Source organism: Shewanella sp. SM32, from assembly GCF_025654235.1.
GTDB classification, from domain to species: domain Bacteria; phylum Pseudomonadota; class Gammaproteobacteria; order Enterobacterales; family Shewanellaceae; genus Shewanella; species Shewanella oncorhynchi.
In genome coordinates this window covers 43,364-66,352 of the sequence record NZ_JAKKRO010000024.1, presented here as the reverse complement: position 1 = coordinate 66,352, position 22,989 = coordinate 43,364, and the positions used below count along the sequence as shown (strand labels likewise).

The window sequence follows — 22,989 nt, the reverse complement described above, 5'->3', positions numbered from 1 at the left end:
TTTCGACCTAACTCAGTCAAGGTCAGTGTCTTACATTCAATCAGTGCCTTAGAGGCCAGCATCAAGCTGTTTAATCGTTTTAGGTGAAGTTCTGGGCAGTATTGGTGTAAAGAATGTTGTAGGATATTGGCTTCGCGCATCTTGTTGTCCAAGTGTAGTTTTTAGCGAAACCATTTGATCATGCAACAAGATGCGCTTCCACCCTAATTTGATGATTTATTTGTAAATCATCAGGGGATTCTTCAGAGCGCGGCGTTAGGCATACACAATGAGCCGTAGATACCTTAATCTTCAAGAAGCCGAGTCGGCGCTTAAGCGAGGGAAAGCAGTTGAGTGCTTTCTTGGTGGCTGTGAACGGTATGGCCGTGCTGGTATTCAATGGCTAAGCGTTCGAGGTCCCAAATCCGAAATAGATGTTTCAGTTTACGAAACTGCTGATTTGGGTGATGAATCATTCCTTAATATTTATGAGTTTGGTCCACTAGATCCAGATCTAGAGCTAGAGGATGCCAATGAGGTCAAATCATTCACTTCATTTGGCCAAGCGATAGAGTTTATTGAGCAACGATTCGCAGGATCATCTGAAAGGTTATTGAACGAGTTTATGATTCAAGATGAATATGCCGACTATATTTCGAGGGGCCGGAAGTAGAAATGCCTAACAATCGCAGGCACAGCGACGGCCTTTTCGTTGCAGCTCCGCCTTCACTACAAAGCCGCGCGTGCTGCGGGCGTTAACTTTATGGAAGAACTATGCACCCTCAAGCACCGCTTAAATTTTGCTATCAGGCCCTTACAAAAAAGGCGGCAAGCTATTATCGCTAGTGGGTTATCGGCACTATGTTACTTGTTCTTGCTGCATTCGTTGGTGTTACAGCTTTTGAAATGGCTGAGTGGTTATTATTTTTAACCTTTGTCCTTGCAGGGATGGTAATGATTATCACAACGCTAAGGCTTTTCTTAGTGAAACTCTTTGAAGAGAATGCTGATGCGATTAATCTGTTTTCTAGTTATTTTCCGTCTCTGCTAGGCACCCGTAGATTGGAGTTAGCTTGTAAGATAACAAATTCAGTTTATTACGGAGTGTTTTATCTTTGTTGTTATTTCTTGTTGGCAGTTATTGTTTTGTTACCGCTGTCTTTAGTTGTAGAGTATGCAAAAAGTTAACAAGGCAAGTCAGCATCGCACCTTCGGTGCTGGACTCGCTAACGCTCGCCGCTTGCGGTGTTATGTTCTCAGGGAGAGGTTGTGAATTTGGAGCACTTTTTACGAGCTGTGTTTATTGCTATAGCAATATGTTTTGTTCCAATTATGCTGTTTTACTGGAGTAATGAATCTGACTTAATAACAATGGATTTTAAATACTTCTATGAATCAATACATTTTGTTTTAGTGTTCCATTTTATATTCTCAATTATTGGATGGATGTTAATTGGCTTTCCTGTGCATTGGGTGGCAGTAAAGTTCTTTAATCAGAATAAATGGTGTTATTTTTTAGGGATTCTAGCTTTCGGTATTCTGATTTCACTACCTTCTATGAAAATTGAATTGTTTTTGTTTTATGCAGGTATTTCGGGATTACAAGCAATCTTATTTTTGTGGTGGTTAGCAAGAGACCATAATAAGTTGCTTAAACGGACGTAAAACAGTTGGTTTGCGTTTGTAAGGTGATAACCCATAGAAATTTTAATCCGAACTCCACGAATTAGAGTAAAAAAACTAGCTCACTTTTGTACAAATGTGAGTTATAACATTCTGTGGAAATGACAATTCACGCAGCATTATTCAGTCGGTTTTAATTCGCGAAATAAAAAAGAGCATTAAGGATGAACTTAATGCTCTTTTTTATGGATAAATGCCTGCTCAAACTGTGTTGCGGTAATGGGTTTACCGTAGAGGTAGCCTTGGCCTAAGTCGCATTCTTCGTGACGAATAAAGGCATCTTGTTCTAGGGTTTCTACGCCTTCGGCGATCACTTCCAAGTCCAGTTTCTTACCAATGGCAATAATTGCCTTGGTTAACTCTCTATTTTGTTCGTTTTCTTCGAGTTTACTAATAAAGCAGCGATCGATTTTTAAGGTGTCGAAAGAGTATTTTTGTAGATAACTTAAGGATGAGTAGCCTGTGCCAAAATCATCTAGGGAGATGCGGATACCGAGTTCTTGTAGTTTTTGGATGGCATTGTGGGCAATGTGTTCATCCTGCATCAGCATGCCTTCGGTAATTTCAAGTTCTAAGGCGGTGGGGGGCAATTGATAGAGGGTGAGTAAGTCGGCTATGTGTTCGCTAAAGCGGGGATTGCGCATTTGCAAAGGGGAAATATTGATGGCGATTTTAAACTCTTGGCCTACCTCGCGACACCATTTTGCCGCCTGAGACAGCGCGGTATGCAATACAAAATTGCCAATATCGATAATCTGCCCATTACGTTCAGCTAAGGCGATGAATCTGTCTGGGGCGACATTGCCAAGGATGGGATTATGCCAGCGCAGTAGGGCTTCGGCACCAATCACTTGCTTCGTCTTTAAGTTAATAAAGGGTTGGTAATGCAGGCTTAACTCGTTCTTGTTCAGTGCATCGACCAAGTGGGATTCAAGTTGATAGCGTAGGTTTAAAGCGGCTTGTGTATCTTGATTAAAGAAGCTGTGAGTTGAGCCATCAGCCTTGCTGATCGTCATGGCCGCTCCGGCTTTTTGCAGCAGGATGGCGGCATCGATACCATCCAGAGGTGCTTGTGCTATACCCATACTCGAGGGAATCGTGATAACAAAATCAGCCACACCAAAGGGGGTATTACAGCAGTTAAGCACTTTATTGATGAGTTTATTGGTTTCGTTATTCGAAGGTTTGTGGGCTTGAATAATCACAAATTCGGCGCCAGCGATGCGGGCGATAAAGGTGTTTTCATCGGTATAGTGCTGTAAACGTTGGCTGAGAATAGTGAGAATTTTATCGCCAATCAGGTAACCATAACTGTCGTTGATGGATTTGAAATTACGCAGCCCAAGATAGAGTACTGAAATCTTTTCTTTGCGATTCACTTTTTCGAGCATGATCGACAGACTATTAATCAAATTGATGCGGTTGGGTAATCCCGTGAGCGGATCGTAGCTTTTATGGTATTCCAGTGAGGTTTCGGTGGAGGTGCGGTTTTCGATTTCTTTGATGAGCTTGCCGCTAAGTTCGGCGAGTTCATGGGTGCGCTGTTGTACTTTTTGCTCTAGCTGCTGATTGTGCAGTTGTAGCTTAGCCTGTTGATAAAGGGTGACTAGGTTAGCTTCGATACCATTTTGAAACCGAGCGAGTAAGCTGCGAAAAGATTGGCGGTAATTATGCTCTTGGCTATCGAGCATGCAGATAGTGCCAAAGGCACTGCCATCTGGCCAACGTAAAGGTAAACCACAGTATGCGATCATGCCGAGTTTAATGTCAGGATTTTTGTCCCAGTTTTTATCCTTTAGGGCATTAGGAATGTGGAGTTCCTTACCTTCTTTGATCACTGTTTCGCAGTAAAGTCCGTGGCCTAAACTGTCTTTATCATGTTTTTTATAGGGATTACCTTGGGTGCGGCTCGAGGTAAAGACCTCAATATCGGTTTGATGGACACGCATGATCAAAGCGGCGGGAGTGTCGACTAATTCAGAGAGCAAATCTAAGGTTTGTTGCCAGTTATCAACCATTTCTTGGGGAACAACGATTTTGTCTGTGTCGATCGCAATGTCGGCAAATAAACGATCTTTTTGAAACTGGTTAATGGCGAGGTTGTATGGCATGAATGCTCAGTCCTAGAGGCGCGATACTATTCATAAACTATAGTCTTTTTACTCATGATGTGAGTCTTTTCGATAAATTTAGTTACTGCAAAATCTCGGTTCTATCTTAAATGCTGCGCTGCTAAATCTCTTAAGTGTTAGGTAAGAATTCAACGGTACTCTAACACTAAATGTTCTGATTTTTGGATTTATTAGTGAATAACTATCTGAAAGATAAAGTTATGATGACATTTATGGATTTTGCTAAGGGGCATTTAATTACGCCGCTTTTAGTGTTTGCAGTGATCATAGTGGGGCTTGAATGGACTCACGCTGATATGAAAGTCGCGACTTTGTTATTTCATTGGCAAGGGGGCATCGACTCTTGGCCATTGAGAGGATATTGGTTGACCGAAGATTTACTGCATGTCACTGGGCGTAACTTTGTCATCTTGCTGGCGGTGAGTGTCGTAGTCGGCATTGCCTTTAGTTTTCGAAGTGACAGGGTAAAACCGTACCGCAAGGGCCTGATTTACCTATTTAGTAGCGTATTGGCGAGTGTGTTGCTGGTCCGAATTGGCAAAAGCATTACTCACATGACCTGCCCGTGGGATGTGATTGAGTTTGGCGGCCAGATGATGCATTCATCCTTGTTTTCTCGTTTACCTAAAAGTGCTGAGTTTGGTCAATGTTTCCCGGGTGGCCATGCCAGCGGCGGGTTTGCTTGGGTTGCCTTGTATTACGTGCTGCGTGAGTATCGCCCGCATTTAGCTAAGTTTGGATTAATCTTTGGTTTGAGTTTGGGCCTAGTATTTGGCATTGGCCAAGAGTTACGCGGCGCCCACTTCTTGAGTCATGATTTATGGAGTTTAGCCATAGCATGGACGTCCGCCAGCCTACTCTACTATGTGTTTTTTCTGCGCTCGCCTGCGTTTAGAAAGTCTAAATTGGTCGCTTTGGGTCAAATGTTCAAGGTTACAAGTAGTGGAATACCGCAAAAATAACGAGCTGCGAAGCTAACGCCCTGAGTCCTTATTGGGTTCAGTGTTTTTTATGGCTTAAAATCTAAATTCGAAGCGCATATCAGGTCTGCGTAGGCGAGATCTTTCATCTAACAGTTGGTTTTTTTCGTTGAGTAGGCTGTTTTTCTGTTTCAATAAGTCAGCCTTGTCGGTGAGATTATTGATCTTGCCATCAAGACTGCTTATTTCCCTCTCTATGGTATTTAAGCGATCGGCAATCTCAGTTAAACGTTTGTTGGTCAGGTATTGTTGATGGCCTTGGTTATAGCGCTCAACAAACTGGTTATTACTGCAAACCCCATAATAACTTTCTCCCGCTAAGCCCACGCGGTAGCCATTTTCTGGCACGCAGTAACTGGCTAACCCTTGCTGGTATCCTTGTTTCCACTGCGCGGTATCGACACTGAGATTAAATTCACGACAATCTTTTTGATATTGATTTAATTGCCCAGAACTTGTCCCACGGTTGCCATCGGCAAGCCCAAGGGCAAACCAATCACTATTGGCGCATTCTTCAATAGATAAGCTGCTGCATTGAGTCAGGGATAGGACTGAAAGTGCGAGGAAAATGCTGGGATAGTGCATGGATAAGTTCTCTATATGTTGTGGCGTTTAGGATAAAGGCTCTTATGGGAGAGATCTAGCTATATATACCGCCATTTATACTGTCATAGATGCGTTTTGTTGGGCAGAATCCATCACAGTTTAGCGGATGAATGCATGATAACCAGCTGATATTGTGTTAGTTTGTGGTTAACACTTTAAATGTCTGCTTTGGTGCTCGCTATGATTTCACATATTTCATCTGCGTATTCTGCTTCATTACCGGCAGTTAAGTCGTCTCATCAATCCCTTGATACCGCCGAGCCAAGCGGACTTAAATCCTTTACCTATGGTGCATTAGGGCTGGCGGCTCCCAAAGCTGAGGTCAGTTTTGATGGCACTGCAAGGAGTAAAATATCTGAGCCTAGTGCGGATGATGTAGATGACGTTAAGAGTTCAAACGACACCTATTACAGTGCAGGCCAAATATTGAAAGCGGCGGCGACCGTGGGCAGTGTGATTGCCTTGTTTGTTTGAGTTAAGTTCCTGCACCAATTTAGCTCTGGGTATTATTTCAACTGGCTTGGATTGGCATATTCGCCGTGGAATATGGCTTGTCGTTTTGAGTCTGGTTTTATTGGGGTGAGCATAAAAGAATATTCTTTTAGTTAAAGTGGTATTTTCAGTCTCTTTCTTTGCCAAAGCGCTGAGTAAATCTGGTATTGTGTTTAACACGCAAGTGCATTAGTTTTTACTTAAAATTCGTTTAACAATCCTAAACTATATTCATCAAACTTCCGCTGGAGACCGCTTTTGTATGAAGATTTGCCCGCAGTATTCCATATCATGCCTAAGTAAGGTATAAGGGCGCTATGAAAACTCCGAAACGAATCCAACCCCTGGTTGATGAAGGACTGGTCGATGAGGTCATTAGCCAGTTAATGAGCGGTAAAGAAGCGACTGTGTACGTTGTACGCAGTGGTGATGATATCCGCTGTGCCAAAGTCTATAAAGAAGCGGACAAGCGCAGTTTTAAGCAAGCTGTGTTATATCAAGAAGGCCGAAAAGTCCGTAACAGTCGTCGCGCACGTGCGATGGAAAAAGGGTCTAAATTTGGCCGCGATCAGCAGGAAGAAGCTTGGCAAAATGCTGAAGTTGAAGCACTTTACCGTTTAGCGAATGCGGGTGTGCGTGTGCCAACGCCTTATGGTTGTTTCGATGGCGTGTTGCTGATGGAGTTAGTGACGGATGCCGAGGGCAATGTCGCGCCGAGATTAAACGATGTCAGTATGTCGGCAGAAAAAGCCTTGAAGGATCATGCGTTGGTGATGACCTATGTTAAACGTATGCTCTGTGCGGGGTTAGTGCACGGTGACTTGTCTGAGTTTAACGTGTTAGTTGATAGTGAAGGGCCAGTGATTATCGACTTACCTCAGGCCGTCGATGCCGCTGCAAATAACCATGCTAAATGGATGTTAGCGCGTGATGTGAATAACATGACTCAATACTATGGTTTGTATGCTCCTGAGCTGTTAAAAACACAATACGCCAAAGAAATTTGGGCCCTGTTTGAAGCCGGTGAATTGAAGCCTGAAACACCATTAACGGGTGAGTTTACCGAAGTGCTGGTCGAAGCCGATGTTAGTGCGGTCTTGGAAGAAATCCAAGCAGCCTTTGAAGAGGCACAAGAGCGTAAGCAGCGGATCCAAGAGGCAAACGAAGAAGACTATTAATCGTCAGTCGTTGTTTTTCACCCATAAAAAAGACGCTCAAAGTAGCGTCTTTTTTATGCTAAAAATTAAGTGAAATTATTATTTTTATTGTTGATTTTATTATTGTTATTTAATTTTTGGCGTTAGCCAATCCTTGGCTTAATCCCCGATGGAAGCTGGGGCCATCCTTGTTGCTACAAACAAGCTAGCAATCATCGAACAGTGTAATAAAAGGACAAGAGCTGAGAGAGAAATATGTTCATGACTTGGGGGAGCACAATTCACATATTTAATCTTTGGGGAAGATAACTCCCTCAATCCTTGCCGAAACCTTGGTCACTCTTCAGTCAATCTATGTAATACCAATCACGGCCTTCCTTGGCGCACCACACTCATTGCAGTGCTGGATCATCATTGATCCTGTGAATAAAATGACAAGGCCAGAGAGAGAAATATGTTCATGACTTGGGGGAGCACAATTCACATATTTGATCTTGGGGGAGATAACTCCCTCCCTAGTCTTGCCGAAACTTTTGCATTGTCCCTATCCGTTTGTTGCTGTTAATACTATTTCCCAATCTTCGCTGGGTTCATCAATTTGGACGACAAGGCCGGACTAAAAAGGGCGCTGTTATTATTGTTGTTAGCACATCTTTTACATCGTTAGCGTTATCAGCAGGGCGATATGCAATCTCGTCCGGCCTTGTCTATTCGGGCACGTTTAGCTTGTTGTACAGGCTAACCTATCGTGCGTAGCTCTTGATTGAGCTGTTTAATTTTTTTCTGTAGCTGGGCAATCTCACTCATTAATGCGCATTCTCTTTGCTGGGGTTGCAGATCGCTTTCTCGCACCCATTGGTAGACTGCCTTGGCAGATAAACCGTATTGGCGTGCAACATCCGACAGTAAGCGACCTTGTACTTTAACCTCGGTGATAACATGTAGCTTGAGACTATTTTCTGCGATTCCCATGAGCGTTCCCTCTTTTACTGCCTTCGAACCAAAATATGACCGTTTGCGTTGCCTTTTATTGATGATAGTGACGCTGTTCTAAATCCCACTGGCTCAGACCTAGATGGCGCAGACAAATCCATTCGTGGCGACATAGTGCGATAAAGTTCATGACCGTTTTCATACTTCCTCCTTCATGACCCTAAATACTCGAGCCCATTTTCTGTCTCGATAGGTCCATTTAATTTGGATTAATCCTGTTGAAGTCGACTCTAGTTTTTCGGCGATGTTTACCGCGTCTGACTGTCTACTCACTTAGTAGTATGTAAAATTCGTGCCAATATTCTAATTTTTATTTTAACCTTTTAAATCATTGGATTGCGCCTTCGATTAAAACAGCGTTATTTTTTAGTGCCGCCAATAAAGGTGCAAGGTGCACTATTTCGGTGCCATAGACTTGATATGACATTGGGCGGTACAAGCCATGATTGAAGCCCGAAATCTGTATCTTTGCTGACTAAAATCTGGATTAGCATAATTGAAGATGGATAAAGGATTGTCTCCAGCGCAATTGCTTATATACTGCCTGCTTTGTGGCAATCCCTAGGTCATTCGTATTACCTAATGGACGTGATATTTCTTGCCCTTTTGAGCGGTATTCACAGTCATCAATCATATAAAGAGGTTATAAATGATGAAGTGTTTTCAGGCAGTGCAATCTAAACCATCCCTGTTAGCCATAGTGGTATTGACGACTGCGCTAGTTGCATCGGGTTGTACAACAATCAATCCCTATTCAAACGAAGAACAAACCGCTAAAGCGACCAGTGGCGCATTGATTGGTGCCGTCGCGGGTGCCGCAATTGGAGTGGTATCTTCGAGCAAGAGCGACCGCGGTAAAGGTGCCTTAATTGGTGCAGCATCGGGCGCTGCAGTCGGTGGTGGTATTGGTTATTACATGGATGTGCAAGAGACTAAATTACGCCAACAATTAGCCTCAACGGGCGTGAGTGTGACCCGTAACGGCGATAACATCATTTTGAATATGCCTAATGAAGTGACCTTCGGCGTAGATCAAACCGAGTTAAGTGACGGTGCTAAACGCGTGCTGAATTCAGTGGCGGTTGTGGCCAAGGAATACAGCAAAACGCAGCTCAACATATTAGGTTATACTGACAGTAGTGGTTCAGACTCTTACAATTTACGTCTGTCACAGGTCCGTGCTAGCGAAGTGGGTAATTACTTGATGAATAAAGGCGTTGCCTCTGCCCGTGTAAAATCAAAAGGTATGGGTGAAGCGAGTCCTATTGCATCAAATGCCAATGCAAATGGCCGCGCACAAAACCGCCGCGTTGAGATCGTACTAATACCAACGGGTAAATAGTCTGGTCTAAGCACAAAGTTCTCGCTGAAAAAGTCGCCTTGGGCGACTTTTTTGTTTTCAGTGATGGGCTAATTGAATGATTAGCTTGCTGTGCTTCAATTAGACAATTTGTCCTTTATGAAGCGCACCTTGAGTGACCTGCACCACAAACATATCACTGCTAATTACCTTGGGATGAGTTCAGCTTGATCCCTTTATCGATTTCACGTTCTGTATGGGAATAAGTCCCAAGAATGACTTTTAGTGTCTAAAGGAGAATATGACTATGATAAGCAAAAATGTGTTAGTAGCCTTGAGTTTAAGTCCTGTCATCATGGTGACAGCTGTACAAGGAGTGCCGATGAAAGCCGAACTGACCACAGGAGTCGCGCCGATAGAACTGCGCGCCGCAGGCAGTTTAAAGGCTGCGATGAGTGATATTATTGCTGCTTATCAAGCACAGTCGCAAATGAGTGTTGTAGCGCAATATGCGCCCTCAGGTTTATTGTTAAAACGCATTCAAGAGGGCGAGAAAGTTGATATCTTTGCCTCGGCAAATATGAAACATCCACAGGCATTAGTGGATTCGGGTCAGGGCGAAGCGGTGCAAATGTTTGCCCGTAATCAACTCTGCGCAATTACCCAAGACACAGTTCAGGTGACGAGTGCGACGTTACTCGATACCTTGTTAGATTCTAAGATTAAAGTCGGCACCTCAACCCCGAAAGCCGACCCCGCGGGTGATTATGCCTGGGCCGTTTTTGCTAAGGCCGAAGCGGTAAAACCCAATGCGAAAGCCGCGTTAGAGACCAAGGCATTACAACTGACGGGCGGCCCTGAGAGCGTTAAACCGCCTAAAGATCGCAACCCCTATGGCTGGGTGATGGAAAACAAGCAAGCGGATATCTTTTTAACCTATTGCACTAATGCTGTGCTGGCTAAAAAAGAAGTGCCGAGTTTACAAATCATCGACTTACCGCTGGAACTCGCCGTGGGTGCCGACTATGGTTTACTGGTTTTACAAGGCGCTAATACTGCCGCTAAGCCGTTAGCTGAGTTTATTCTATCGACCAAAGGCCAAGCGATTTTGAGCAGTTATGGTTTTCAACCTCCGGCAAAATAGCCTTCTTTAGTTTTCCAGCGGGATAAAAAACGGCACCTTTGAGGTGCCGTTTTTGTTATTAGCTCAAACGGTTAAAGCGTTAGTTCATCAGGTAGAGCGTCGCTAACCCGAGGAAGGCGAACAGGCCAACCACGTCAGTGACTGTAGTGAGCACCATACCGCCAGCGAGGGCAGGATCGATTTTAAGTCTTTTTAAAATCAATGGAATACTCGCACCTGCAAGCCCTGCTACTGTCATGTTGATCAGCATGGCGCTACCAATTAAGCCCGCCAGTGCCATATCATCCTTCCATAGCCACACGGCGACAAAGACTAAAATCGACCACATCAAACCATTGAGAAAACCAATCGATAGCTCTTTACCGATAAGCCAGCGAGCGTTGCTTTGGCCGATATGGCCTAAAGCAATACCGCGGATCACGAGCGCTAAGGTCTGATTACCGGCAACACCGCCCATGCTAGGGACAATCGTCATTAGGATGGCGATAGTGGCAAATTGCTCAATAGTGCCTTCAAACATATTGCTGACCGACGATGCGAGCAGGGCGGCGAATAAGTTTATGGTGAGCCAGAGCGAGCGACGTAGGGTACTTTTTAGTACAGGACCAAAGGTATCTTCATCTCCGTCCATCCCCGCCATACCCATCATGGAATGTTCAGCATCTTCGCGGATAACATCGACTACGTCATCGATTGTGATACGCCCGAGCAGCTTACCATCACTGTCGACGACAGGTGCCGATACCCAGTCATTGCGTTCGAATTTCTGCGCGACTTCGCTGTCGGACATGCTCACCGGAATACTTTGAATATTGGGATCCATGATATTGCGAATTGTGGTGCTTGGCGCGCAAGTCAGCAGATCTGCCAGCCTAACACCGCCAAGGACTTTGTCCTGTTTGTCGACCACATATAAGGTATCTGTGGTGTCGGGTAGGTTGCCCCTTTGCCGAAGATAGCGCAGCACCACATCGATATTCACATCGGGTCTTAAGGTGACAGTATCCGTGTTCATCAAGCTGCCGGCGGTCTCATCTGGATAAGATAGAGCTTGTTCTACCCTCAGGCGATTTTGCTCCGTCATCGACTGCAACACTTGTTTGTAAACGGCGTCGGGAAGACTTCGCAGAATATAGGCGAGATCGTCGGTGTCCATGCTTGCTGTCGCTTTCGCGACTCGCTCAGGGCTCATGCTGCGGATCAGTGGGTCTTTGAGCTCTTCACTCAACTCATCGAGTATGTCGCCTATTTGTTCCTGATCGATGAGCTGCCACAATACTTGTCTGGCACTTGGCGGTGATGATTCTAAGATCAGCGCGATATCTGAGGCGGCCATTTTTTGCAGCATATTGCGCACGTGTACGAACATGCCGCTGCTAAGCGCTTGGTTTAACTGGTCAAGACTATGTCCGGTGTGATCGTTTTCTGCATTATCTACGGGCATTTGTCCTCCATTGTGCGGCAAATTGGTTTGAGATCTTAGTGTTGGGCTAGGATTTTACGGTGACTAAGCGTCAGTCGATGACACAGATTAAGACGGCTAAGGTAAGGTTAAGGCCAGCGCCAGCGCAATGACCGCTAGTGTAATCGCCTGTGGCTTGTATCGTCGAGCGACAAATGTTTTGCCATGTGTGAATGGCAAGTTTTTTAAACTAGACATGAAGTGAAACTAACGATGAAGTGCTTAGTGTGAAGTGAAACTAACAGGCTTCGTCAAACTTAGCGTCGATTAAGGCACAAATGGCATCGAGAGCCGGCTCTGCATCTGGGCCTTCGGCGATAAGCTTGATGGTCTTACCCATGCCAGTTTCAAGCATCAGTAAGCCAAGTACACTGGCGGCCGATGCTTGTTTATCGCCTTGGATTAAGGTGATGGTCGCATCAAACTCGGAAGCCAGTACCACCAACTTAGTGGCGGCACGGGCATGTAAACCGAGCTTATTACAGATGGTTATCTGACGTTCAAGTTTTGGCATTATTGAGCTCTCGATGACGGGTATAAACTTTATGTTTACCGTTACTAAAGCGTTTGGCCAATTGCTCTGCGACGTAAACCGATCTGTGCTGTCCACCTGTGCAGCCAATGGCTACCGTTAAATAACTGCGATTGTTACGCTCGAGGTGCGGCAGCCAAGTCTCCAGTAAATTTTCGATTTGCCAGATGAACTTATTAACCAGTGGTTGACGATTTAAGAACTCAGCTACGGGTTCATCTAAGCCAGTCAATGGCCGCAGCGCCAACTCCCAGTGGGGATTGGGCAGGAAGCGCACATCGAACATAAAGTCGGCTTCGGTGGGCATTCCGTGCTTAAAGCCAAAGGACTCGAAGTTGATCACGAGTTCTTTATCGACACTACCAAGGAGAATTTGTCTGACTTGGTCGCTTAAATCATAGATATTCAAATTCGACGTATCTATGTAGTGATCGACCAGTTTTGACATAGGCTCGAGCAGTTTCCCCTCCAGCTTTATCGCTTCTTGCAAAGAGACTCGGCTCTTCGACAAAGGATGCAAACGGCGGGTTTCGCTGTAACGCTTGAGCAGAATTTTATCGCTGGAGTTAAGGAAGAAGCTCGTTAACTCAGTATCTGGAGGTAGGCTAGCGAGTTGTTTTACTAAGACCTTATCCTGCTCAGGCATGTTACGCACGTCGACACTGATGGCGACGAGATCGTTTCTGCCTTTGAGTTGCTCAAGCAAACTGCCAATCAATGGCAAGGGAAGGTTATCGACACAATAATAGCCGAGATCTTCGAGTACCCTAAGGGCGACAGATTTGCCTGAGCCTGAGCGGCCCGACACTATGACCAGTTTCATCCAGTGATTACCTGATAGAGTTCCGTTTCATCATGCGTCTTGCGTAATTGCTTTAATATTTGCTTGTCGCTCAGCTTTTCGGCCATGCAAGACAAGGTACTTAAGTGCTGCTGACATTGGTCTGCAGGCACCAGTAGTGCAAATAAAATATCAACAGGTTGCTTATCGATAGCATCAAATGCTATCGGCTCTTCACACTTAATTAGTATGGCAATGGGCTGATCTATATCGGCTAGTCGACCATGTGGAATGGCGATGCCGTTACCTATACCTGTGCTCCCCATCTTTTCGCGCGCCACTAGGCTTTCGAATATCTCTTGAGATGAGAGGGTCGGGTACTGGGCAGCGACTAAGTCGCTGATGAGTTCCAGTACCTTTTTCTTGCTGCCCGGAGTGGCGCAGGTAGTGCACTCCGGCCGCAGTATGGTACAAAGTTCCATTATTAGTGTTTTGTTAACTTCTCTTTGTGTTTAATAACCTGACGGTCAAGCTTGTCAATCAGGGCGTCTATAGCGGCATACATGTCAGCATGCTCTGAAGTAGCAAAAACTTCACCACCTATGAGGTTTATTCTCGCTTCGGCAATCTGTTGCATTTTCTCAACATTGAGCACAACGTGCACATTATTGATCTGTTCGAAATGGCGTTCAAGTTTTGAAAACTTTTCTTCTACATATGCACGTAACGATTCGGTAATTTCGACATGGTGTCCACTTAGGTTTATTTGCATAGAAACGTCCTCCGATATCCACTGTAGGTTATAAACTTTTACGCTGATTAGAAGGTGGAATAAGCATAGCCTCTCGGTACTTCGCAATGGTTCTGCGGGCTACGTTGATCCCTTGTTCTGCCAGAAGTTGTGCCATCTTACTATCGCTTAATGGTTTTTTCTGGTTTTCCGCTGCCACCAGTTTCTTTATAAAGGCTCTGATTGCTGTGGATGAGCACTCACCACCATCGTCAGTACCGACGTGGCTAGAGAAGAAGTATTTTAGTTCAAAAAGTCCCTTAGGGGTATGCATGTATTTTTGAGTTGTGACCCGTGAGATGGTGGACTCATGCATTTCTACCGCTTCGGCAATATCGTTAAGCACCATAGGCTTCATGGCTTCTTCACCATACTCAAAGAAACCTTGCTGATATTGCACTATGCAATTAGCAACTTTAAGCAAAGTATCGTTACGGCTTTCTAAGCTCTTAATAAACCATTTAGCCTCTTGCAGATGGCCGCGAATAAATTGGCTATCGGCTTGGTTTTTGGTACTGCGTGCCATAGAAGCATAATGTTGATTTACATTGATTTTTGGCATGCAGTCAGGATTAAGCTCAACGACCCAGCGGCCATTTTTCTTCGACACAGACACATCTGGGATAACGTATTCGTCATTATTGGGCGTGATCAACAAACCTGGGCGAGGATTGAGGGTTTGGATAAGTGCTATACCATCCCTTAATTCATCTTCTTTTAATTTAGTCTTACGCATCAATAACCTAAAATCACGGGCGGCGATCAGATCTAAATGATCTTTGATCAGCATACGGGCGTTTTCTAGGTTGGGAGTATCAGCGGCGAAATGCGACAGTTGGATCAGCAGGCATTCACTTAAATCGCGGGCGGCAACGCCTATGGGATCAAAATGCTGAATACGCTTGAGTACGGCTTCGACTTCGTCAAGCTCAACTTCAGGATTGCCCATGGCTTCGAGAATTTCTTCAGTGCTTTGGGTGAGATAGCCCTGATCGTCGATGGCATCAATAATGGCGGTGGCAATGGCTAAATCGGTTTCAGAAAACGGCGTGAGGTTTTTTTGCCATTCTAAGTGTTCGTACAAACCTTCACTGGTCTCGCCTTGGAAGGGCATATCGTCTTCACGACTGCCGCCGGGGCCTGAGTTTGGGGAGGCGGTAAACACTTCATCCCATGTGGTGTCCATGGGGAGCTCATCGGGCATGGATTCTTTGGTTAGCGACTCTGCCGTATCTATGGTGGAGCTGTCTTTTTCTGGTGGCAGAGTGCTAGATTCACTGAAATCCGTATCGGATAGCGTTTGGTTTACAGGGGTTTTAGTGGCGTCGAATTGATCCTCTTCCAGCTCGAGAAGGGGATTAGAATCTAATGCTTGCTGGATCTCTTGCTGCAGTTCTAATGACGACAGTTGCAACAGACGTATAGCCTGTTGTAGTTGTGGCGTCATGGTTAACTGTTGACCCAGTTTGAGCTGGAGTGACGCTTTCATGTTACCGCTGATCCCTACGTTATTATTGTTGGATGAGGTCGCTTATTATCATTTTGAGTGAAGCCCAATGGCGGTATAAATTGCCTCCATTGGCTTCGCTCGATTAACTATAGCCTGAATTGTTCACCTAAGTACACAGCCCTAACTTGCTGATTGTCTAAGATCTCTGCTGGAGTTCCTTCGGCAATCAGGTTTCCGTGACTCACAATATAAGCATGTTCACATACATCTAATGTCTCGCGGACATTATGGTCTGTGATCAGTACGCCAAGGCCGCGACTTTTGAGTTGTTCGATAATCTTCTTGATGTCGATAACCGAAATAGGATCGACGCCGGCAAACGGTTCATCGAGCAAAATGAACTTAGGATTAGCGGCTAAAGCCCGCGCAATTTCGACGCGACGACGTTCGCCACCCGACAATGACATGCCTTGGCTGTCACGGATGTGGGTGATATGAAACTCTTCGAGCAGATGTTCTAGTTCTTCTTCTCGTTCTTCGTTTTTAAGTTCTTTACGAGTTTGCAGTACGGCCATGATGTTGTCATGAACAGTTAGCTTACGAAAGATACTGGCTTCCTGCGGTAAGTAACCTATGCCTTTGCGGGCACGCAGATGCATAGGATCTGCGGTTAAATCATCATCGTCGATAAAGATATGCCCCTTATCGCTCTTCACTAGCCCGACAACCATGTAAAAGGTCGTGGTTTTACCGGCACCGTTTGGACCGAGTAGGCCAACGACTTGACCGGTTTTTACCGTCAGACTGACGTCTTTAACCACTTGGCGACTCTTGTAACTTTTTGCCAGATTTTGTGCTCTTAAGGTGATTTGGGTCATTTAGAGTCCTGCTTTTTTACAGGTTTATCCGCTGGAGCATCTGATTTAGCATCATCTTGATAGTTTTCTGGCTGAATAATAGTGATCACGCGATCGTCACCACTGCCAGTACTCTCGGCCATCAATTTCTGTTGAATCATGTTATAGCGGATTAAATTGCCTGTAACTTGGCTACCCGCTTGATCTAATGACGCCATACCTTTCAGAGTTAAGGTGCGGCTTGCCATATCGTAACGAATTTCTTTCGCGCTCGCCGATGCAGGACGGCCATCGTCTAATATCTGGCTATACGTAGCAGGGTTGCCTGTGGCGACTAAAGTTTTGCTATTTTCACCTTCAGCGGAAAATGCACGCAGTTCATTTGCTTGGATTTTTATTGAGCCTTGGGTAACTTCCACCGGACCAAAGAAGATGATCTGGTTGTTTTTGATATCCGCAGTTTGGCTCACAGCTTTAATTTTGACTTCTTGCTTTAAGTCGCCCACTTTCGCGAAAGCACTCATGCTCATAATTAGCATTAGGCTGGCAAGTAATACGTTATTTTGCTTCATATGTTCCTACTACCTGACTGGTCAATTGCACTTCTTGCGCGTTGAGGTCGGCATAAAGGCCTTGGCCTTGAATATTAAAATCTTTCCCTGTGACGTAAATGGTACGGTCAGAGGTCATTATCATAGTGTTGAGATCGAGTTCCAGATAACTGGTGGACAAGGTCTGAATCGGTTCTTCTGGGCTAATGGCATCGATAATAACATTATTTTCTAATACAACCTTGCCAGTTTCCTTGTTTAGCTTGCCCTGATCTGCCCTGAGTTGCCATTGTGCTTTACCTTGGTCTGGATAAACAAGATAAACAGGTTGAGTAAAGAAAGTTTGATTCGTTGAATCATAATGTTCCATGTGTTTCGCCGTCACACGGCTATTCACTAGTCCTTGCTCATTGAACTCAACACTGCGCAGATCTTCAACGATGAAATCTGGGGTATTTTGATCTTTTACTCTGTTATCGGAATCACCGCTGTGTTTGTTCTGGACCTGCCAGTAAAGCGCTAGTGCGGTTCCAAAAAAAGCGATAATCGCGAGTGTCACACGACTCATATACTCATTCCATGGGCCGAAGTGAATTTATTTTGACTTAGGAGTAACAGATCTGTGAGTTCACGCAGTGCACCGTGGCCACCATTGAGCGTAGTCACAAAATGGGCGTGTTGGCGTACATAGGGGTGGCCGTCAGCAACACTGACCGCTAAACCGACGACATTCATCACGGGGAGATCGACAATATCATCACCGATATAAGCCACTTCTTCTGGGGTGACACCATAAAGTGCGAGCAATGCTTCATAGGGCTCGAACTTATTGTCTACGCCTTGGTAAATATGGGTAACACCAAGGGCTGTCATACGGTTTTCAACGATTTTGGATTGACGTCCTGTGATCACGGCGAGGTTGAAACCGCTGGTGAGTAGTGAGCGCACGCCATAACCGTCACGGGTATGGAAGGCTTTGAGCTCTTCGCCGCTATTGCTCAAGTAAATACGGCCGTCGGAAAACACCCCATCGACATCACAGATTAACAGTTTAATCTTTTGCGCCCGTTGCCACACATCATCACTGATTGGGCCGTAAAATCCTTGCTGTGGCATTAAATGACTCCTGCTTTTACCATATCGAGCATGTTAAGAGCGCCAATAGGATGGCGATCTTTATCGATAACAATTAATCCGTTGATATTTTTTGAGTCCATCACTTGCAGTGCTTGGGCGGCCAACACATTATCTGTGATCGTGACGCAGTTACGGGTCATCACATCGGCAATGGGCGTCGTGCGTAAATTCACTTCGGCATCAATAACGCGGCGTAAATCACCGTCGGTGAAGATACCAACCAGCTTGCGCTGATCATCGATAATCGCCGTCATGCCTAAGCCTTTCTTGGAGATTTCGTACAGGGCTTCTGTGATGCAAATATCGTGGTTAACGAGCGGTAAGTCATCACCGCTGTGCATGACATCGCAGACTTTTAACAATAACTTGCGTCCTAAAGCACCGCCAGGATGGGACATTGCAAAATCATCACGGGTAAAGCCTTTCGCTTGTAGTAGCGCAATGGCGATGGCATCGCCCATCACTAAGGTCGCGGTAGTGCTCGACGTTGGGGCAAGTCCAAGTGGGCAAGCCTCTTCTGGGACTTCAATACATAAATGCACTTTAGATAATCGCGCCATATTCGATTCGGGTTTACCCGTTACCGCAATAACAGGCACGCCCATACGTTGGATGACTGGCATTAAGGTGAGGATTTCACTCGACTCACCAGAATTTGAAATCGCTAAAATCACATCGTTATCGGCCAATACACCCAGATCGCCGTGGCTGGCTTCCCCCGGATGCACAAAAAATGCGGGCGTTCCTGTGCTGGCGAGGGTGGCAGAAATCTTATTGCCGATATGGCCCGATTTGCCCATTCCCATGACAATCACTTTGCCTGTGCAGTTGAGGATCAACTCGCAAGCCTCTGCAAATTCAGCCGAATCAACATATTGATAAAGATTGTCTAGGGCTGACTTTTCAATGTCGATAACTTTACAACCCCATTGGCGCAGTTGTGATTTGTCTACCATGTCTATCTCTCTTTTTGCATTGTCTTTGTCGCCCCATTGATGGGATTGGAATAGCACAATTTGGTACGCGATAAAGATGATATGTAATAGGCTTTCTGCCAAGTATTAGTTTGTTTTCAGACAATTTAGCTTATGTCTTGCTGTGGTTAATTACCGAAAACAGCAAAACAATTGCGGAAGGCTAGAGCGATTGATCCGACTCGTCAAGTTCAGCTGCGTTAGCTATTCATGCACAATAACGTGTTTAGCGGCAGAAGGCCTTGAGCAATATCATCGTCTTTGTCGTTTATTTCAATGGATTTATCCCATATCGCAGCGGGTATTACCCTATGGGATGCCTCTATTGCGCAATTGCGTATCGACTCTCCCCGATAAACGTGGGCGAAGAGTGAGCTAAGTGCGAACGAATTAGCCAATACTGCCAATTCTGCAACTAGGTTGAAAACATTAAGTAACATTTTACCTGTGCAGAGTGAAAACTTAGGGCGCATTTTCGCTGTAAATGAGGCAAATTGAAAGTATCGCAGGGCGATAGTGTCGATTCGGTTGTAGGTTAAAGCGCAATTACGTACAATTTGCGGCTCTTCGATTGGTCAGTCTCGGAAGACTAGGATCACCTCATTTGCAAATGTCGGAATCAAGCATGACTCAAGAACAAACGCCGTTGGTTGAGATCCGTAATTTGGGGTTTAGCCGCGGTCAGCGTGTGATATATGAAGATATTAGCCTGTCCATTCCAAGGGGCAAGGTGACGGCGATCATGGGGCCGAGCGGCATAGGCAAAACGACCCTGTTGAAATTGATTGGCGGCCAATTAACGCCTGACCATGGACAAGTGTTATTCGACGGTCACGATATCCATGGCGTGAGTCGTAATGAATTATTTAGTCTGCGTAAGCAGATGAGCATGCTGTTTCAAAGTGGCGCGCTGTTTACCGACATTAATGTGTTCGATAACGTGGCGTTTGCGCTGCGTGAACATTCTGGACTGCCTGAAGACATTATTCGCACTATCGTGTTGATGAAGCTTGAAGCCGTAGGTTTACGTGGTGCAGCTCAGATGATGCCAAGCGAGTTATCCGGTGGTATGCAACGCCGCGCCGCATTGGCTAGAGCCATAGCGCTTGAACCTGAAATGGTGATGTACGATGAGCCTTTTGCAGGGCAAGACCCAATATCGATGGGTGTGTTAGTAAAGCTTATTCGTGAGTTATCCGATGCGCTGAATCTGACTTCAATTGTAGTGTCCCACGATGTGGATGAAGTGCTTGGCATTGCCGATTATGTATATGTGGTGGCTGACAAAAAAGTCATCGCCCACGGCACCCCTGAAGAATTAAAGTACGCTGATAATCCGCAGCTGAAACAGTTTATTCAAGGTGCTCCGGACGGCCCTGTGCCGTTCCATTACCCGGCAAATGATTACCAGCAAGAATTAATGGCAAAAGGAGTTGGCAAGTGAAGTTAATCGACAGTATTGCCGACTTAGGCCGCAGCGCGATTGAGCTAGTGCTCGGTTTTGGCCGTGCAGGCCTTATGCTGTGGGGGGCGATTTTTCGCTGGCCACGCGTGCGTAAAGGTTTTCCATTATTAGTGCGCCAGATTTATGTGGTCGGTGTGCAATCCATGGTGATTATTTTAGTCTCAGGACTCTTTATCGGCATGGTGCTCGCACTGCAAGGCTATAACATCTTAGTTGGTTTTGGCACCGAAGAAAGCTTAGGTCCTATGGTGGCGCTCAGTTTACTGCGTGAGTTAGGGCCAGTTGTTACCGCGTTATTGTTTGCGGGACGGGCGGGTTCAGCATTAACCGCTGAAATTGGTTTAATGAAAAGCACTGAGCAGCTTTCCAGTTTAGAAATGATGGCGATTGACCCATTAAGGCAGATTATTGCACCGCGCTTTTGGGCTGGAGTGATCAGTATGCCATTGCTGGCGTTGATGTTTACCGCTGTAGGTATTTATGGCGGGCACCTTGTTGGCGTGGAATGGAAAGGGATCGACAGTGGTGCGTTTTGGTCGATTCTGCAGGCGTCTGTCGAATGGCGTCAGGACATAGTTAACTGCTTGATCAAAAGTGGTGTGTTTGCCGTAGTGGTCACTTGGATTGCGTTATATCGCGGTTATCAAGTGATCCCAAATCCGGAAGGCATCAGCCGTGCAACGACCCAGACTGTCGTTCAGTCGAGCCTCGCTGTATTGGCATTGGATTTTTTACTGACAGCCCTGATGTTTGGCCGCTAACGGAACACTGCGGATTTCGACACAGGTTAGATGGATTAACAGAGTGGTAGCTGAACATGTTGACACGAAAAATTGAATTATTAGTGGGTGTGTTTCTTTTAACAGGATTGGCCGCTTTTTTGGTCTTAGTCTTTAACGTCGCCAATATTGAAGTGAAAAGCAGCGATAGCACTTATACCATACAAGCCAATTTTACCAACATTGGTGGTTTGAAGGTGCGTTCGCCAGTCAAGGTTGGCGGTGTTGTCGTTGGCCGAGTGAGCAGCATAGATTTAGACCCAGTTAAGTTAGTGGCTGTGGTCACATTAGTGATGGACAAGCGTTACGATAAATTCCCTGAAACCAGTAGTTTAGCCATTTTGACTTCGGGTTTGTTGGGCGAACAATTCTTAGGGTTAACACCGGGTTTTGTCGACGATGATGTCAGTATGCTGAAAGATGGCGATAAGATTGACGACACTCGTTCGGCATTAGTGTTGGAGGAGCTGATTGGTCAGTTCTTATATAGTATGGGTTCGAAGGATAAATAGGGGTTACCGCTATGTTTAAAAACTTATCTCGTTTTTTATTGCCGTTAGTGATGGTTTTAGGGGCAACGAGCGCAGTTGCCGCTGATGTGGTTGTCGATACGACAGATCCGTATGCCATGGTGAAAGCCGTTGCCAATAAAACCTTCGATCGTTTTCACAAAGATAAAGCATTAATCGACGCAAATTCAGACCATTTAAAGGTGATTGTTCGTGAAGAACTCATGCCTTATGTCGATTATAAATACGCTTCTTATAAGGTATTAGGCCAATATCTTAAGGATTCAACCGAAGAGCAACGCAATCGTTTCGTCAATGCTTTTGAAGGTTATTTAATCTCTACTTATGCCCAAGCCTTTACTGAATATACTAATCAAAAAGTGGAATTCTCACCTGGGATTGATTTCAGCAAAGAGAAAATGGTCGATGTAAACGTGCAGATCATCGAAGCCGGTCGCCCACCGATTAAACTATTGTTTAAGGCGCGCCGTTTAAAGGATGACTCATGGAAGGCATTTGATTTAGTTGCCGAAGGTGTGAGCTTACTGTCTTCTAAGCAGTCGGAAATCTCTAATCTAATTCGCCAACAGGGTATCGATCCCGTGATTAAGATGCTCGAAGATCGCACTAAAGAGAAAGTGGTCATGAAGGCTAAGTCTGGGAAGTCACAGTCGTGATTGAATTTGTGCAACAGGGGACAGTTTGTCATCTTAAAGGGCGCATAACCCAAGCCGATGTCATTACACTTTGGCCACAGCGGCAACAACTGCTAAATGAGTCAACCCAGATATTGTCTCTGTCTGGGCTCGAATACAGTGATAGCGCTGGCATGGCATTTTTGCTGGCGTTAGTGCGTGAACATCGCAGCCAACTTGTATTGAGTTCTGCTTCACCACAACTTAAAAAACTAATTGATTTATATGATTTAGATGCCTTCTTTACCGAAGAAGCGCATTGAGAATAGGGTAATAGATTTCATGGAATGCAGCTTAATCGAACAGATTTTACGTGATGCGTTAGGGCTTGAAGAAGTTCACGCTAGCTCGGATGGTAGCCATTATAAAGTGATCGCCGTAGGTGAATGCTTCGATGGTATGAGCCGAGTCAAACAGCAACAAGCCATTTATGCACCGTTGACGGCACACATTGCCAGCGGTGAATTACATGCATTAACGATCAAAACTTTCACGCCGACTCAATGGAAACGCGAAAAAGTTTTCAACATGCCTAGCTAGT

Annotated in this window: 28 protein-coding genes and 1 pseudogene; 14 read left to right on the top strand and 15 right to left on the bottom strand. The window is 45.2% G+C overall.

Annotated features, from left to right (window positions below):
- Positions 1 to 140, bottom strand: a pseudogene (locus tag L5M10_RS11850) (IS4 family transposase); the annotation flags it as partial.
- 128 nt (positions 141 to 268) lie between these two features.
- On the opposite strand from L5M10_RS11850, the gene L5M10_RS11845 reads away from it, so the two are divergent.
- The 3 genes from L5M10_RS11845 (at position 269) to L5M10_RS11835 (ending at position 1,644) form a co-directional block, all read left to right on the top strand.
- Positions 269 to 652: a hypothetical protein gene (locus tag L5M10_RS11845; protein WP_219253626.1), complete on the top strand. Its 384-nt coding sequence runs from the start codon at positions 269 to 271 to the stop codon at positions 650 to 652.
- Positions 653 to 840: 188 nt separating this feature from the next.
- Positions 841 to 1,167, top strand: coding sequence for a hypothetical protein (locus L5M10_RS11840; protein WP_263164650.1), 327 nt, complete (start codon positions 841 to 843; stop codon positions 1,165 to 1,167).
- Positions 1,168 to 1,248: 81 nt separating this feature from the next.
- On the top strand, positions 1,249 to 1,644 hold the full coding sequence (locus tag L5M10_RS11835; protein ID WP_263164651.1) for a hypothetical protein: 396 nt from the start codon (positions 1,249 to 1,251) through the stop codon (positions 1,642 to 1,644).
- Positions 1,645 to 1,832: 188 nt separating this feature from the next.
- On the opposite strand, the gene L5M10_RS11830 is transcribed toward L5M10_RS11835, so the two are convergent.
- Positions 1,833 to 3,773, bottom strand: coding sequence for a GGDEF and EAL domain-containing protein (locus L5M10_RS11830; protein WP_263255298.1), 1,941 nt, complete (start codon positions 3,771 to 3,773; stop codon positions 1,833 to 1,835).
- A gap of 224 nt (positions 3,774 to 3,997) precedes the next feature.
- Between L5M10_RS11830 and L5M10_RS11825 the strand changes: the two genes are divergently transcribed.
- A complete protein-coding gene (locus L5M10_RS11825; protein ID WP_263255299.1) occupies positions 3,998 to 4,756 on the top strand; it encodes a phosphatase PAP2 family protein in 759 nt (252 codons plus the stop codon).
- Between the two features lie 54 nt (positions 4,757 to 4,810).
- Here the strand turns inward: L5M10_RS11825 and L5M10_RS11820 are convergent, their stop codons facing one another.
- Entirely contained in the window at positions 4,811 to 5,359 is a 549-nt protein-coding gene (locus tag L5M10_RS11820; RefSeq protein WP_113939984.1) for a DUF2799 domain-containing protein, read from the bottom strand.
- Between the two features lie 180 nt (positions 5,360 to 5,539).
- Here L5M10_RS11820 and L5M10_RS11815 point away from each other — a divergent pair, with 180 nt between their 5' ends.
- Together L5M10_RS11815 and L5M10_RS11810 are read left to right on the top strand one after the other, a co-directional pair.
- Positions 5,540 to 5,854 carry a hypothetical protein gene (locus L5M10_RS11815; protein ID WP_317629654.1) on the top strand — a complete coding sequence of 105 codons (315 nt, stop codon included), beginning with the start codon at positions 5,540 to 5,542 and terminating at the stop codon, positions 5,852 to 5,854.
- A gap of 335 nt (positions 5,855 to 6,189) precedes the next feature.
- Positions 6,190 to 7,050, top strand: coding sequence for a PA4780 family RIO1-like protein kinase (locus L5M10_RS11810; protein ID WP_028759534.1), 861 nt, complete (start codon positions 6,190 to 6,192; stop codon positions 7,048 to 7,050).
- A 717-nt stretch (positions 7,051 to 7,767) separates the two neighbouring features.
- On the opposite strand, the gene L5M10_RS11805 is transcribed toward L5M10_RS11810, so the two are convergent.
- Positions 7,768 to 8,001: a transposase gene (locus L5M10_RS11805; RefSeq protein WP_106649408.1), complete on the bottom strand. Its 234-nt coding sequence runs from the start codon at positions 7,999 to 8,001 to the stop codon at positions 7,768 to 7,770.
- Positions 8,002 to 8,674: 673 nt separating this feature from the next.
- Between L5M10_RS11805 and L5M10_RS11800 the strand changes: the two genes are divergently transcribed.
- Both L5M10_RS11800 and L5M10_RS11795 read left to right on the top strand, forming a co-directional pair.
- The gene (locus L5M10_RS11800; protein ID WP_173497922.1) at positions 8,675 to 9,364 is read left to right on the top strand and encodes an OmpA family protein; all 690 of its coding nucleotides are present in this window, start codon (positions 8,675 to 8,677) and stop codon (positions 9,362 to 9,364) included.
- A gap of 265 nt (positions 9,365 to 9,629) precedes the next feature.
- The gene (locus L5M10_RS11795; RefSeq protein WP_263164654.1) at positions 9,630 to 10,466 is read left to right on the top strand and encodes a molybdate ABC transporter substrate-binding protein; all 837 of its coding nucleotides are present in this window, start codon (positions 9,630 to 9,632) and stop codon (positions 10,464 to 10,466) included.
- A gap of 79 nt (positions 10,467 to 10,545) precedes the next feature.
- Here L5M10_RS11795 and mgtE read toward each other — a convergent pair whose 3' ends face one another.
- The 11 genes from mgtE to L5M10_RS11740 form a co-directional block, all read right to left on the bottom strand.
- A complete protein-coding gene (gene mgtE, locus L5M10_RS11790) occupies positions 10,546 to 11,910 on the bottom strand; it encodes a magnesium transporter (protein WP_113939980.1) in 1,365 nt (454 codons plus the stop codon).
- 256 nt (positions 11,911 to 12,166) lie between these two features.
- A complete protein-coding gene (locus L5M10_RS11785; RefSeq protein ID WP_006083073.1) occupies positions 12,167 to 12,442 on the bottom strand; it encodes an HPr family phosphocarrier protein in 276 nt (91 codons plus the stop codon).
- Positions 12,429 to 13,283 (bottom strand): RNase adapter RapZ, encoded by an 855-nt coding sequence (rapZ, locus tag L5M10_RS11780; protein WP_263255297.1) that lies wholly within the window; start codon positions 13,281 to 13,283, stop codon positions 12,429 to 12,431. The genes L5M10_RS11785 and rapZ overlap by 14 nt, the downstream gene beginning before the upstream one ends.
- A complete protein-coding gene (gene ptsN / locus L5M10_RS11775; RefSeq protein ID WP_006083071.1) occupies positions 13,280 to 13,723 on the bottom strand; it encodes a PTS IIA-like nitrogen regulatory protein PtsN in 444 nt (147 codons plus the stop codon). The genes rapZ and ptsN overlap by 4 nt, the downstream gene beginning before the upstream one ends.
- Positions 13,724 to 13,725: 2 nt before the next feature.
- A complete protein-coding gene (hpf, locus tag L5M10_RS11770) occupies positions 13,726 to 14,013 on the bottom strand; it encodes a ribosome hibernation promoting factor (protein WP_006083070.1) in 288 nt (95 codons plus the stop codon).
- A 28-nt stretch (positions 14,014 to 14,041) separates the two neighbouring features.
- Positions 14,042 to 15,520, bottom strand: coding sequence for an RNA polymerase factor sigma-54 (locus L5M10_RS11765; RefSeq protein ID WP_105251391.1), 1,479 nt, complete (start codon positions 15,518 to 15,520; stop codon positions 14,042 to 14,044).
- Positions 15,521 to 15,627: 107 nt separating this feature from the next.
- The gene (gene lptB / locus L5M10_RS11760) at positions 15,628 to 16,359 is read right to left on the bottom strand and encodes an LPS export ABC transporter ATP-binding protein (protein ID WP_105251392.1); all 732 of its coding nucleotides are present in this window, start codon (positions 16,357 to 16,359) and stop codon (positions 15,628 to 15,630) included.
- A complete protein-coding gene (lptA, locus tag L5M10_RS11755) occupies positions 16,356 to 16,910 on the bottom strand; it encodes a lipopolysaccharide transport periplasmic protein LptA (protein WP_105251393.1) in 555 nt (184 codons plus the stop codon). The genes lptB and lptA overlap by 4 nt, the downstream gene beginning before the upstream one ends.
- Entirely contained in the window at positions 16,897 to 17,457 is a 561-nt protein-coding gene (gene lptC, locus L5M10_RS11750; protein WP_105251394.1) for an LPS export ABC transporter periplasmic protein LptC, read from the bottom strand. The genes lptA and lptC overlap by 14 nt, the downstream gene beginning before the upstream one ends.
- Positions 17,454 to 18,005, bottom strand: coding sequence for a 3-deoxy-manno-octulosonate-8-phosphatase KdsC (kdsC, locus tag L5M10_RS11745; RefSeq protein WP_028759542.1), 552 nt, complete (start codon positions 18,003 to 18,005; stop codon positions 17,454 to 17,456). Before kdsC ends, lptC begins: the two co-directional genes overlap by 4 nt.
- Entirely contained in the window at positions 18,005 to 18,982 is a 978-nt protein-coding gene (locus L5M10_RS11740; RefSeq protein ID WP_168825500.1) for a KpsF/GutQ family sugar-phosphate isomerase, read from the bottom strand. Before L5M10_RS11740 ends, kdsC begins: the two co-directional genes overlap by 1 nt.
- Before the next feature lie 643 nt (positions 18,983 to 19,625).
- Here L5M10_RS11740 and mlaF point away from each other — a divergent pair.
- Genes mlaF through L5M10_RS11710 form a run of 6 tightly spaced genes read left to right on the top strand, consistent with a single transcriptional unit; the run spans position 19,626 to position 22,988 of the window.
- Complete coding sequence (gene mlaF, locus L5M10_RS11735) at positions 19,626 to 20,444, top strand: phospholipid ABC transporter ATP-binding protein MlaF (RefSeq protein WP_263164658.1); 819 nt, start codon at positions 19,626 to 19,628, stop codon at positions 20,442 to 20,444.
- Positions 20,441 to 21,226, top strand: a complete 786-nt coding sequence (mlaE, locus tag L5M10_RS11730) for a lipid asymmetry maintenance ABC transporter permease subunit MlaE (protein WP_105251396.1) — start codon at positions 20,441 to 20,443, stop codon at positions 21,224 to 21,226. Before mlaF ends, mlaE begins: the two co-directional genes overlap by 4 nt.
- 56 nt (positions 21,227 to 21,282) lie before the next feature.
- A complete protein-coding gene (gene mlaD, locus L5M10_RS11725) occupies positions 21,283 to 21,756 on the top strand; it encodes an outer membrane lipid asymmetry maintenance protein MlaD (protein WP_028759401.1) in 474 nt (157 codons plus the stop codon).
- An 11-nt stretch (positions 21,757 to 21,767) separates the two neighbouring features.
- Complete coding sequence (locus L5M10_RS11720) at positions 21,768 to 22,430, top strand: phospholipid-binding protein MlaC (protein ID WP_105251397.1); 663 nt, start codon at positions 21,768 to 21,770, stop codon at positions 22,428 to 22,430.
- The gene (locus tag L5M10_RS11715) at positions 22,427 to 22,711 is read left to right on the top strand and encodes a lipid asymmetry maintenance protein MlaB (RefSeq protein ID WP_105251398.1); all 285 of its coding nucleotides are present in this window, start codon (positions 22,427 to 22,429) and stop codon (positions 22,709 to 22,711) included. Before L5M10_RS11720 ends, L5M10_RS11715 begins: the two co-directional genes overlap by 4 nt.
- Before the next feature lie 19 nt (positions 22,712 to 22,730).
- The gene (locus tag L5M10_RS11710) at positions 22,731 to 22,988 is read left to right on the top strand and encodes a BolA family protein (RefSeq protein ID WP_006086065.1); all 258 of its coding nucleotides are present in this window, start codon (positions 22,731 to 22,733) and stop codon (positions 22,986 to 22,988) included.
- Position 22,989 lies beyond the last annotated feature (1 nt).